This is a genomic window from Pseudomonas sp. HLG18 (assembly GCF_051903985.1).
GTDB classification, from domain to species: Bacteria; Pseudomonadota; Gammaproteobacteria; order Pseudomonadales; family Pseudomonadaceae; genus Aquipseudomonas; species Aquipseudomonas fluorescens_BT.
Map to the genome: position 1 here is coordinate 3245846 of NZ_CP195831.1, position 13085 is coordinate 3258930.

Annotated in this window: 10 protein-coding genes; 8 read left to right on the top strand and 2 right to left on the bottom strand. The window is 60.1% G+C overall.

Going from position 1 to position 13085, the window contains the following annotated elements; translation table 11 throughout:
- Positions 1-295: 295 nt before the first annotated feature.
- The 8 genes from ACSPX5_RS14860 (at position 296) to ACSPX5_RS14895 (ending at position 11665) form a co-directional block, all read left to right on the top strand.
- Positions 296-610, top strand: a complete 315-nt coding sequence (locus tag ACSPX5_RS14860) for a DUF883 family protein (RefSeq protein ID WP_134827653.1) — start codon at positions 296-298, stop codon at positions 608-610.
- Between the two features lie 2 nt (positions 611-612).
- Positions 613-999 (top strand): phage holin family protein, encoded by a 387-nt coding sequence (locus ACSPX5_RS14865; protein WP_065257074.1) that lies wholly within the window; start codon positions 613-615, stop codon positions 997-999.
- Entirely contained in the window at positions 996-1334 is a 339-nt protein-coding gene (locus ACSPX5_RS14870; RefSeq protein ID WP_169431304.1) for a hypothetical protein, read from the top strand. The genes ACSPX5_RS14865 and ACSPX5_RS14870 overlap by 4 nt, the downstream gene beginning before the upstream one ends.
- Positions 1335-1458: 124 nt before the next feature.
- Positions 1459-2622 (top strand): EAL domain-containing protein, encoded by a 1164-nt coding sequence (locus ACSPX5_RS14875; protein WP_439819827.1) that lies wholly within the window; start codon positions 1459-1461, stop codon positions 2620-2622.
- Positions 2623-2690: 68 nt separating this feature from the next.
- Positions 2691-4019: a deoxyguanosinetriphosphate triphosphohydrolase gene (locus tag ACSPX5_RS14880; RefSeq protein WP_169431306.1), complete on the top strand. Its 1329-nt coding sequence runs from the start codon at positions 2691-2693 to the stop codon at positions 4017-4019.
- A gap of 360 nt (positions 4020-4379) precedes the next feature.
- Entirely contained in the window at positions 4380-5006 is a 627-nt protein-coding gene (locus tag ACSPX5_RS14885) for a response regulator transcription factor (protein WP_169431307.1), read from the top strand.
- An 8-nt stretch (positions 5007-5014) separates the two neighbouring features.
- On the top strand, positions 5015-8671 hold the full coding sequence (locus tag ACSPX5_RS14890; protein WP_207865474.1) for a transporter substrate-binding domain-containing protein: 3657 nt from the start codon (positions 5015-5017) through the stop codon (positions 8669-8671).
- A 48-nt stretch (positions 8672-8719) separates the two neighbouring features.
- Positions 8720-11665: an HD domain-containing phosphohydrolase gene (locus tag ACSPX5_RS14895; RefSeq protein ID WP_439819828.1), complete on the top strand. Its 2946-nt coding sequence runs from the start codon at positions 8720-8722 to the stop codon at positions 11663-11665.
- On the opposite strand, the gene ACSPX5_RS14900 is transcribed toward ACSPX5_RS14895, so the two are convergent.
- Together ACSPX5_RS14900 and ACSPX5_RS14905 are read right to left on the bottom strand one after the other, a co-directional pair.
- The gene (locus ACSPX5_RS14900; RefSeq protein ID WP_169431310.1) at positions 11666-12148 is read right to left on the bottom strand and encodes a GAF domain-containing protein; all 483 of its coding nucleotides are present in this window, start codon (positions 12146-12148) and stop codon (positions 11666-11668) included.
- Complete coding sequence (locus ACSPX5_RS14905) at positions 12145-13035, bottom strand: ATP-binding protein (protein ID WP_085710747.1); 891 nt, start codon at positions 13033-13035, stop codon at positions 12145-12147. Before ACSPX5_RS14905 ends, ACSPX5_RS14900 begins: the two co-directional genes overlap by 4 nt.
- Positions 13036-13085: the final 50 nt, after the last annotated feature.

Below are 13085 nucleotides of genomic sequence, written 5' to 3' on the forward strand. Positions count from 1 at the left end.
AAAAAGGCACCAAATCGGTTCATGCAGACATTTCATGCACCAAGTTGCGACCGCGCAGTCACGAACCCAAGGGGCCGCTGAACCGCTTTGGCGCACGAGGTCGATGTCCTGAGCTGAACCCGTATCATCCGGGCTATGATTTCCCGGTGTCGCGCCCGGCAACAGCGCACTGATGCCGTATGACGCACCACGACACAGCAAAAGATGTACCAGTCATTTGTACTGAACCTTCACGCAAGGCTCATACTCGAAAGTTTCAGAAGCCGCTTCAGACCGCCACTTACGGAGATCCCCAATGGCCAGCACCAAGGCAAAGACTGCTCAAGAAATCCTGATGAACGACTTCCAGACCCTGGTCAGCGACACCGAACGGTTGCTGGAACACACCGCCACGCTGGCCGGTGACCAGGCTGATGAGTTGCGTGAACAGATCCATGAAAGTCTGCTGCGCGCGCGGGAAACCCTGAAGCTGACCGAAGACACCCTGCGCCAGCGTGGACAGGCTGCGGTCACCGCCACTGAAGATTACGTGTCGGCCAATCCATGGCAATCGGTGGGCATCGCCGCCGGGGTAGGCTTTCTGATCGGCCTGCTGGCCACGCGGCGCTGATCATGTCGATCGGTGAATCGGGCCCGACTGCGGGCACTGCCTCTTCCACACGGCGCCTGGGTGCAGCCGTACTCGGTCTATTGCACAGTCACGTCGAATTGTTCGGCATCGAGCTGCAGGAACAGAAGGCACGAACCGTCAGCCTGTTGCTGTTCGCCGGCCTCGCGCTGGTGTTTGCACTGCTGTTGCTGGTGGGCCTGTCGACCCTCGTCCTGATCGTGTTCTGGGACACGTATCGACTTGCCGCCATCATCGGCCTGTGTGTGTTCTACACCCTGGCGGCGATCTTCTGCGGGCTGCGTCTGAAGGCTGCGATCTTCGATGAATCCTCGCCCTTCCACGGCACCCTGGAAGAGCTGGCCAACGACCGGGAGCGCCTGCTGCCATGAGCCTGCCTGAACTTCCGCACAACAGCTCACGCCGGGAAATGCGCAAGGCCCTGATCCGCCTGCGCATGGAAATGCATCGTCAGGAAATCCGCCACGAAACCGGCCAGGTGCTGCAGCCCTTGCATCGCATGCGTGGCATGACGCAAAACCTGCAGGACGGTTTCGGCATCAAGCACGCGCCTTTATGGGGCGTGGCGGCGGTGACGCTGCTGGGCTTTCTCACCGGCAAGGGTGCGAAAAGCGGTGGCGTCGGCGGTCTGAGTCGGTTGATCCGCCTCGGCACCAGCCTTGCGCCGCTGATCAAACTGGTGATGCAGAACTCGGGCAAACGCTGAGCTCCACATCTGGCTGCATTCTTGCACTGCTGGCGGGATTGAATCTCTTCACACGGAGATTCAATCCCGTTCGCCTTTCTGGCGGGCAGGACTCGACCAGAACAACAATGACCAAGGAGGCCCCGTGATCGACGGGCAACCGCTCGCCTGCTTTCAGCCTTTCATCGATACCGCTACCGGACGCATTGCAGGCGTCGAGGCACTGGGTCGATTGCGCCAGACGCACGGGCAACTGACATCGGTCGGGCCGCTGTTCGCCGACCCGCGAACCCCCGCTACCGCTTTGCGCCGCCTAGACCGGCAGATTCGTGACAATGCGTTGAGCCGATTTCACGAAGCACCGCCGGACTGGTTTCTCAGCCTCAACATGTCTCCGCGCTGGATCAGCCGCTTGCGCGCAGACCAGGCGCTGCCCAGTCTCAAACAACTCGCCCGGCATGGCGTCGATCCGCAGCGGATTGTCTTCGAGATCACCGAGCTGGGCGGCAACAGTCAGCGCCTGTCCGAAGTGGTCGCGCGCTATCGCGATGCCGGGGCGCGGATCGCTATCGACGATTTCGGCGCCGGGTATTCACAGCTCGATCGCGTGCTGGCGTTGCAGCCGGACATCCTCAAGCTCGACATGCGTCTGTTTCAGGCCGCAGCTCTCGGCGGACCCAGCAGCGATGTGGTCAAGGCACTGGCGCAGATGGCGGAAAAGACCGGTTGCCGGATCATCGCCGAAGGCGTGGAGACCGCAGCGCAGCTGAATTTCGCGCTGGAATGTGGTTCACGCTACGTGCAGGGTTTCCTGTTCGCCCGGGCACAGGAGGCATTTTTCGCGACGGACGCTTTCGTCCAGCACTTCGCCGAACTGCGCCAGGCCTATGTAAAGCAAAAACTCGTCGAGCGCGGCAAGTTGATGACCATGCGTCAACAGCTCAGCGAATTGATGACGATCCTGCAGACCTGGGCCCAGACCCATGCACCGCTCAGTGCGTTGCCGCAACTGGATGCCTTTCCGTGGTTGCTGCGGTTTTATCAGTGCGATCGCCAGGGCACGCAACTGACACCGAATCTGGAATGGCGCCAAAGTGGTTGGGTCGCCGACAACCGTTATCTGGGCCACAACTGGTCCTGGCGCCCCTACTTCTACCATCTTCTGGCCGAAGGCTGGGAAGAACGCCGGCTGACGCTTTCCAACACCTACCGCGATGCCACCAGCAACCAGTACTGCCTGACCGCCGGACAGTTTTTCGACAATGGCGAGCGCCTGCTGTTGATCGACATCGACGCCGCCGGGTTGTAGTTGCGCTTGCAGACACTCGCCCGAACCGGGAAGCTAGGGCACCAGTCACCCGACGGAGAGAATCAGCCTTGGATTGGCAAACCCTGCTCAACCGCGAACGTCTCGGCAAGCCGCTGCACAGCCCGCAGGAACTCGGCCGCAGCCCGTTCCACAAAGATCATGACCGCATCATTTTCTCCGGCGCCTTTCGCCGCCTGGGCCGCAAGACTCAGGTGCATCCCGTGTCGAGCAACGACCACATCCACACACGCCTGACCCACTCGCTGGAAGTCAGTTGCGTCGGTCGTTCACTGGGCATGCGCGTCGGTGAAACCCTGCGTCGCGCACTGCCCGAATGGTGCGAACCGAGCGACCTGGGCATGGTCGTGCAGTCCGCCTGCCTGGCCCATGACATCGGCAATCCGCCTTTCGGCCATTCCGGCGAAGACGCCATTCGCCATTGGTTCCAGCAGGCCGCCGGACGCGGCTGGCTGGATGCGATGAGTGATGCCGAGCGCGGGGACTTCCTGAATTTCGAAGGCAATGCCCAAGGGTTCCGGGTTCTCACGCAACTGGAATATCACCAGTTCGACGGGGGCACCCGGTTGACCTACGCGACCCTCGGCACTTACCTCAAGTACCCGTGGACCGCCCGTCACGCCGACTCTCTGGGTTACAAGAAACACAAGTTCGGCTGCTATCAGAGCGAGCTGCCTCTGCTGGAGCAAATAGCCCACAAGCTCGGCCTGCCGCAACTTGAGGAGCAACGCTGGGCCCGTCATCCGCTGGTCTATCTGATGGAGGCGGCGGACGATATCTGCTATGCGCTGATCGATCTGGAAGATGGCCTGGAGATGGAGTTGCTGGAATACGCCGAGGTCGAGTCGCTGCTGCTCGGTCTGGTCGGCGATGATCTGCCGGAAACCTATCGGCAACTGGGTCCGCTGGATTCACGCCGGCGCAAACTGGCGATCCTGCGGGGCAAGGCCATCGAGCACCTGACCAACGCCGCCGCCCGGGCCTTCGTCGAGCAACAGGACGCACTGCTGGCCGGGACGCTGCATGGTGATCTTGTGGAGCACATGCATGGTCCGGCCAAACGTTGCGTGCTGAATGCCAAGGACATCGCCCGAAAGAAAATCTTTCAGGACAAACGCAAGACCCTGCATGAGATCGGTGCCTACACAACACTGGAAATTCTGCTCAACGCGTTTTGCGGCGCCGCCCTGGAACAGCACAACGGCCGTACACCGTCCTTCAAGAGCCGCAGGATTCTCGATTTGCTGGGCAACAACGCACCAGATCCACACGGCCCACTGCACGCATCGTTCCTGCGCATGATCGACTTCATCGCCGGCATGACCGACAGCTACGCCAGTGACATGGCTCTGGAAATGACGGGGCGTTCCAGTCATTGAGTCGCTGCCCGACCGTTCAAAACCTTGACCGGTCGGGCGCGAATTGCGGGAGCGCAACAAGCTTCCTGCTTCAAGTTGACAGTTGCGCTCTATGTCGCCGTCAAAACCCGAAACAACAATCCACGGATGGACGACAAACATTAAACAAGCTGCTTCTTCAAAATGGCACTGTCTTGCAATATGAAAGCCGAACTTGAAACCCTACTCTCTACCTAAGCCAAAACTAGTTCACGCGTAGTCTTATTCCTCTTTACTTGTAGGAACAATCCTAGATTGCCACTGAAGCACTGGGGCTTCATGCGACCGCTCATCCAACTGAGCTAAGGTGCGCCCTTTATTCGCGCCCGCATGGAACTTTATATGAACTCCGTTTTTATCGTCGACGATCATCCCGTTATTCGTCTTGCCGTTCGAATGTTGTTGGAACATGAAGGTTACAAAGTCGTCGGTGAAACCGATAACGGGGTCGATGCCATGCAAATGGTTCGTGAATGCGCCCCCGACCTGATCATTCTCGACATCAGCATTCCGAAGCTGGACGGTCTGGAAGTTCTGGCCCGTTTCAATGCCATGAGCTCTCCGTTCAAGACACTGATACTGACCGCGCAGTGCCCCACACTGTTCGGCATTCGCTGCATGCAGTCCGGCGCATCGGGTTATGTGTGCAAGCAAGAAGACCTGAGTGAACTGGTCAGCGCCATCAAGGCTGTTCTTTCCGGTTACAACTACTTCCCCAGTCAGGCCCTGAACCCGGTGCGCAGCGATGATGTGCGCTACACGGAGCTGGAACTGTTCAAAGCCGTTAATGACCGGGAATTAATGGTATTGCAACTATTTGCCCAAGGTCGCACTAACAAGGAAATCGCCAAAGGCATGTTCCTCAGCAACAAGACCGTCAGCACTTATAAAAAACGGCTGATGCAGAAACTCAAGGCCAAGTCCCTTGTAGAACTTATCGAAATGGCCAAACGTAACGCACTCGTGTGAGAGCCAACATGCCCAGCCGTCTAAAGAACTGTCTGATTGTAGTGAGTGCATGTCTGGGGCTAATCACGCCTGCAAGCGCCATGTCCGTCACTTCACAAGACCTGACCCTGATCAGCCGTGCGACCGAAAGGCTGCTGCCGGACGTGCTTGAACCTTCGCAACGAGGCTGGTTGCACAAGCGCAACGAGTTGATTCTGGGTACATCCGCTCCGGACTATCCGCCTTTTGACATGACCTCCAGCGGCCGCGACTACGAAGGTTTCACGGCCGATTACGCAGGCCTGGTCGGCCAGGCAACCGGTCTGCCTGTCAGGGTAAAGCGTTTTGCCACACGAGACGCCGCGATACAGGCACTGATCGATGGCAGCATCGACATGCTCGGGACGTCCAATGGGCTGGAAGCGGAAAACGCCAGCCTCGTCCTGTCCAGACCCTACGCCATCGATCAACCGGTACTGGTGACCCGCGAAGGCGAAACCCGCTCACTGAGCGAGGGACTGGCCGGTCTGCGGCTGAGCATGCTGTATCACTATCTGCCGCTGGACGAGGTCAAGGCCTTGTACCCCAAAGCCCTTATCACGGCCTACCCGTCGTACCAGAATGCAATCAACGCAGTGGCATTCGATCAGGCCGATGTGTTTCTCGGCGACACCATTTCCACTCACTACATGATCAGCAAGGGATATCTGAACAACATCCGCATGGCCAACTTCGGCAAGCACGAAGCCCATGGTTTCAGTTTTGCCGTGCGTCGCGACAACCCTCAATTGCTGGGCATCATCGATGCCGTGCTCAAGGCCGTCCCGGCCAGCGAGCGGGAAAACATCGCCAAACGCTGGAGCGCCGGCAGCGACACCTTGCTGACTGACCAGAAACTGCAACTGACCCACCGTGAAGAACAATGGTTGAAAAGACATCCGGTGGTAAGCGTGGTCGTCAACGAGGCCTTCGCCCCCCTGACGTTCTTCGACACCGACGGCAATTTTCGCGGCATCAGCGCCGACCTGTTCGAACTCATCCGCCTGCGCACCGGGCTGCGCTTCGAAGTCCACCGCAGCCGCAGTGACGCCGAGATGATCAAACAGATCGAAAATCATCAGGTCGACCTGATCGCCGCCCTGCTGCCCACGCCCCAACGGGAGGAAACCCTCAGGTTCAGTCGTCCTTACCTTGAAAACTCCTACGTCCTGCTGACCCGCAAAGCTGCCGACAGCCCGACGCATCTCGGGCAGCTCAAGCGCAAGCGCCTTGCCATAGCCCAGGGCAATCCGATGATCGGCTACTTGCGCCGCGAGTTTCCGCGCATCCAGTTGATCGAAACGCCGGACACCTTCAGTGCGGTGGCATTGCTCGACGAAGGCCAGGTCGACGGGGCGGTGAACTCGCTGGTGATCGCCAACTATTTCATCGCCTCACACATTTTCGAACAGCCACTGCAGATCACCACCACCATCGGCACGAGTCAGGCGGCATTTTCCGTGGCAACAGCCCGTGACAACCCGGAGCTGAGTTCGATCATCGACAAGACGTTGATGAGCATCACGCCCGAGGAACTGGGCATCATCAATGGTCGCTGGCGCGGCTATTCAAGTCTTTCCCAGGGCGCCTGGCACCAGTATCGGCGTCTGTTCTACCAGGTCATCGGCGGAGCCGGCCTGCTCCTGCTGCTGTCACTGCTGTGGAATGCCTACATGCGCCGCCAGATCAGGCAGCGCAAAGCAGCCGAACGCGCCCTGAACGATCAACTGGAGTTCATGCGCTCCTTGCTCAACGGTACGCCACACCCGATCTACGTACGTGATCGACAGGGACTGCTGCAAAGCTGCAACGACAGTTACCTCGAAGCCTTCAATGCCCGGCGCGAGGACGTCATTGGCAAAAGCGTCATGGAGGGCGCACTGAACAACGCCTTCGAAGCCCGGGTCTTTCAGGCCGATTACCAGCGAGTGGTGAGTGAGGGCAAGCCGCTCGTGCTCGACCGGCCCCTGCACATCGGTAACCGGCGCCTGACGATCTACCACTGGATCCTGCCGTACCGCGACTCCAGCGGTGAAGTTCAGGGCATCATCGGTGGCTGGATCGACATCAGCGAGCGACATGAACTGTTCGACGAACTTCGCGCCGCCAAGGAACGGGCGGATGAAGCCAACCGGGCCAAGAGTACGTTCCTGGCGACCATGAGCCACGAAATCCGCACACCGATGAACGCGGTGATCGGCATGCTCGAACTGACCCTCAAACGCCTGGACAAGACACATCCGGACCGCTCCAGCATCGAAACCGCCTACAGTTCGGCCAAGGACCTGCTGGGGCTGATCGGCGACATTCTGGATATCGCCAGAATCGAATCCGGGCGCCTGAGCCTGAGCCCCGAGCGGGTCAACCTCGTTGCAACCATCGGCTCGGTGATCAGGATATTCGAAGGCCTGGCTCGCCAGAAGCATCTGAGCCTGGTGCTGAACCTCTCCCCTCCCGAACTGGACGTCGACGTGCATCTGGATCCGCTGCGCTTCAAGCAGGTGTTGTCGAACCTGATCAGCAATGCGATCAAGTTCACTGAACATGGGCAAGTGAGGATCACGCTGGAGCTTGTGGCCGGCGAGCCCCCTGAATGTTCACGGGTGCAGTTGACCGTACAGGACAGCGGCATAGGTATCACTGCCGAGGATCAACGGCGTCTCTTCGAGCCTTTTGCCCAGGCTCGCCATGGAAAGTGCCGGGCAATCAGTGGTGCCGGCCTGGGGCTGGTCATCAGTCGCAACCTCTGCGAAATGATGGGCGGAACACTGCAACTGAGCAGCCAGTCGGGGATCGGCACACAGGTGAGTGTGTCGTTGCCACTGACAATCCTGCCCGCCGAAGTGACGAACCCGAAACAGGAACCGCAGATCCAGACCGCCCTGACGCCACTCAACGTTCTGGTGGTCGACGATCATCCAGCCAATCGCCTGCTGATGTGCCAGCAACTGGAGTACCTCGGCCATCGCTTCAGCATCGCCGAAGAGGGGCGCAGCGCACTGGAATTATGGAAAGACAACGAATTCGACCTGGTCATTGCCGATTGCAACATGCCTGTCATGAACGGCTACGAACTGACCCGTGCGATCCGCCGTCACGAAAGGCTCACGCAGCGTCCGGCCTGCGCGGTGCTCGGGTTTACCGCCAATGCCCAGCCGGAAGAGATCCTTCGCTGCAGACAGGCCGGCATGAATGAGTGCCTGTTCAAACCCCTGAGCCTGAGCGTCTTGAGCCAGTGGGTCGACAGCGTACGGCCACTGTTTCGCACACCCGCGTTCAACCTGCAGGGAATGCACTCGCTGACGGGTGGAAACCCGGCACAGGTCCGGCGACTGCTGACCGAACTGCTCAACAGCAGTCGCCTGGACCGCCAGGACCTGCAAGCCCTGTCCCGAGGAGGAAACCACCAGGCACTGGCCGAGATTGCGCACAGGATCAAAGGCGCCGCACGCATTGCTCAGGCCACCCGCCTGATCGACAGTTGCGATGCACTTGAACAGGCCTGTCTGCAGACATTGCCGCAGAGCGAGATCGCGCGCCGTTGCGAAGACAGCCATGACGCCATCCTCGAACTGGAAAATGCGTTGGAGAAAGCACTTGAGCAACGACAGATGACATCCGACCAGAGCAGAGTGAGCGGGCCTTAACTATGCTTGAACGCTGAGCAGTGTGTTTATCAACACGGAGAGTCCGCAATGCCCAGCCCACTGCGCCCGGAACAACGCCGGTTCCCATTGCACGTGCACATCAGCGTCATGTTCACCTTTCTGCTGTTGCTCACCGGCGTGGTGCTGGGATTGTTCAACTACCGGCAGACCACGCAGATCATTCTGTCGAGCGGCGAAAAGCTCTTCGAACGCATCGAACAGGATGTACGCGTCGATCTGCAATCGACCTATGCACCGATCCGGCACTTGTTGAGTCTGCTGGCAGACACTCCGGGATCCCGGGCCACCACCCTCGAACAACGCCTGACCTTGCTCAAGCCGTTCAGCCAGTCACTGGCGGACAATCCGGACCTCGCTTCGCTGTATCTGGGTTACGACAACGGTGACTTCTTCATGGTGCGGCCATTGCGCACCGCATCACTGAAAGCCTTGCTCAAGGCGCCGGATGCAGCGGCGTATCAGGTCTGGAGCATCGAGCATGACGCCAGCGGCAAGGCCCGCTCGCAATCGCTGTTTTTCGACCAGGCGTTGACCGCGCTCGGTCGCACCGACAATCAGGACGACGCCTACGACCCGCGCGGCCGGGCCTGGTACACACTCGCGCAGCAGCAGGACGAACAAGTCACCACCGAGCCCTACGTATTTTTTTCCACCCGCAATGTCGGCACTACTCTCGCCCGACGCAGCGGTGAACACGCGGTGATTGCTGCCGACCTGACCCTCGACGCGCTGTCGGCGACCCTGACCAAGCATGTGGTGACGCCGGCGACCGAAATTGTCCTCTTCGATGCCGATGGCAACGCCGTGGCGTATCCCGACAGCAGCCGGCTGATCGTCGACGACCGGACCGCCCGCCTGGCCCGGGCGGCCGACCTGAGCCCGAGCCTGCATGCCCTGTTGTCCAGTGAACACCAGAGCAATCGACTGAAAGCCGACGGGCGACGCTGGATCGTCGCCCGCAGCCACTTGCAGGAAGGCGGACCGACAGGCCTGCAGTTGGCCTTGCTGGTCCCGGAGGATGAGTTACTGGTCGATGCCTATCGCATGCGCTGGCAAGGCGCACTGATCACCCTGGCCACGTTGTTGCTGTGCCTGCCACTGGGCTGGCTGATCTCGCGGATTCTGGTCAAACCTCTGCATGCACTGGTCAGGGAGGCCGATGCAATCCGCAGTTTCGATTTCAACTTCCCGGTGACCCGGCGCTCGCTGGTGCTGGAGATCGATCAGTTGAGCCTGTCGATGGCACGCATGAAAGACACCCTGGCCAGCTTCTTTCGCATCACCGACAGCCTGACCGCCGAAACCCGCTTCGCCCCTTTGCTGCAAAGGGTTCTGTTCGAAACGGTACAGATTGCCCAGGCCCAGGCAGGCCTGATTTATCTGCGCGAAAACGATGGCAATCGCATGGAGCCTTACGGTCTGGTGATCGATGGCAGTTCCCGGACACTGGCCGAGTTCGATGTTCAAGGCTACAACCTTGATGCCACGCAAAGCCCCGAGTGGTTCGAGCAACTGGGGCGTGCCGACAACGCCGTGAGCAGCCTGGGCTTCGAACAGGCCGCCGACCTGCAAAAGGTCCTGCTGGCCATGGCCACGCCACGGGTCCATCTGATCGGTCTGCGCCTGCACAACCGACACAACGAGACGGTCGGCCTGCTGCTGTTGCTGCTCAACGACAGCGGCACCACCCTCGACCTGGAAAAGCTGCGGCCCGACCGCATCGCTTTTCTGCAGGCGGTGTCCGGTGCCGCAGCGGTGTGCATCGAGAGCCAGCGCCTGCAAGCCCGGCAAAAACAGCTGCTCGATGCGTTCATTCAACTGCTGGCCGGCGCCATCGATGCCAAGAGCCCTTACACCGGCGGCCACTGTCAGCGCGTACCGGAACTGACGCTGATGCTCGCCCATGCCGCGGCGGCCAGCAAGGCCCCGGCCTTCAGCGATTACCAGCCCACCGAAGATGAATGGGAAGCCCTGCATATCGCCGCGTGGCTGCACGACTGCGGCAAAGTCACGACCCCGGAATACGTCGTCGACAAAGCCACCAAACTGGAAACCCTGAACGATCGCATCCATGAAATCCGCACCCGCTTCGAAGTGCTCAAACGCGATGCGTGGATCAGCTACTGGCAAGCGCTGGCGTCGGGGGGTGACGAAGGACAACTGGCCCGCCTGCGCGACGCGACATTGACGGCTCTGGATGACGATTTCAGTTTTGTCGCCCGCTGCAACCTGGGCAGTGAGACCATGGCCGATGCCGACCTGCAGCGTCTTGAAGGTATTGCACAACGCACCTGGACACGTACGCTGGATGATCGCCTGGGCGTTTCATGGGAGGAAAACCGACGCCAGGCACGCACGTCGACGCCGACGCTGCCGGTCAGCGAAAGGTTATTGGCGGACAAGCCCGAGCACTTGCTCGAACGCGCCGACAGCGAGCTGATTCCGGAAGACAATCGGTGGGGATTCAAACTCGACGTCCCGCGCTACAAATACAATCGCGGCGAACTGTACAACCTGAGCATCCCCCGTGGCACCCTGACCCGCGAGGAGCGTTACATCATCAATCACCACATAGTGCAGACGATCCTGATGCTCAGCCATCTGCCCTTCCCCGGGCATCTGAACAACGTGGCGGAAATTGCCGGCGGCCACCATGAGAAAATGGACGGCACCGGTTACCCGAAACGTTTGAAACGCGAAGAAATGAGCCTGCCGGCACGGATGATGGCGATCGCCGATATTTTCGAAGCACTGACCGCCGCCGACCGCCCCTACAAAAAGGCCAAGACTCTCAGCGAAGCGCTGGGAATCATGGCCACCATGTGCCGCGAGGCGCACATCGATGCCGAGCTGTTCGGCCTGTTCATCCGCGAGGGCCTGTACCTGCAGTACGCCAGCCGTTTCCTCGACCCGCAACAGATCGATGCGGTCGACCCCGCTGGCGTGTTGCACAAGGCGGGGCTTGCGGCGTGATCAGCAGTCGGTCAGGCGCAGGAAAATCGCCGCCAGCCGTTCGATACCGGCCTGATCGTCTGCACCGAAACGCGAAAGCTTCGGGCTGTCGAGGTCGAGCACACCGATCAGGCGACCTTCCTTGACCAGCGGTACCACCAGCTCGCTGTTCGATGCGCTGTCACAGGCGATGTGACCGGGAAACGCGTGAACATCCTCGACCCGTTGGGTCTGCAGGCTGGCCGCCGCAGCGCCACACACGCCGCGACCGAACGGTATGCGTACGCAGGCGATCTGGCCCTGAAACGGGCCGAGCACCAGCTCTTCATTACGATTGAGGTAGAAACCGGCCCAGTTCAGATCATCGAGCTGGTTGAACAGGAACGCCGAAAACTGTGCGGCGTTGGCGATGAAATCGCGCTCGTCCGCCAGCAGCGACTCCAGTTGCGCGGCCAACATGCCATAGCCTTCGAGGCCCTGGCCGCTTTGTTGCAAATCAATCATGCCTTGTGCTCCAGCAATTTGAGTCCCACCCAGTAGCGGGCGAATTGGTACGCGCAACGTCCGTTGCGGTTGCCACGGCCGGTTGCCCAGCGCACGGCGAGAATGTCCAGTTGTTCGTCGCGCTGCCAGGTCAGCCCGGCCTTGGCGGCCAACTGGCCGATCCAGTGTTCGACGACATTGAGGAAATGTTCCTGGGTGAACGGATAGAACGACAGCCACAGGCCAAAGCGATCCGACAGGGCGATCTTGTCTTCCACCGCTTCGCTTGGATGCAGCTCGCCGTCGACGCGTTTCCAGTTTTCGTTGTCGCTTTCCTTTTCCGGCACCAGGTGGCGACGGTTGGAAGTGGCGTACAGCAACACGTTGTCCGGTGCCTGCTCCAGCGAGCCATCCAGCACGCTTTTCAGTACCCGGTAATCACCCTCACCGGACTCGAACGACAGGTCATCGCAAAACAGCACGAAACGTTGCGGCAGTTTGGCGATCTGCTCCACCACACGTGGCAGGTCGGCCAGGTGATCGCGCTCGATCTCGATCAGACGCAGGCCTGCCTTGGCGTGCTCAGCCAGCAATGCCCGCACCAGCGAGGATTTGCCGGTACCGCGCGAACCCCAGAGCAGCGCATGGTTGGCCGGCATGCCGTCGAGGAACTGCTGGGTATTGCGCCCCAGCTGTTCCAGTTGCCGATCGACACCGATCAGGTCCGACAGGCGCATGTCGAGGCTGACTTCCAGTGGCAGCAGGTAGCCGCTGCGTCCATCGCGTTGCCAGCGGGCGGCCAGGCAAGTGCCCCAGTCGATGACCGGGCGTGGTGCCGGCAGCAGCGGTTCGATCCGCGCCAGAACCGACTCGGCGCGCTCAAGAAAAGCATTCAATCGGGAATCCACGTCTTCTCCTCGGGCTGGTTCACAGTGATGATGGCGATACAGCGACAACC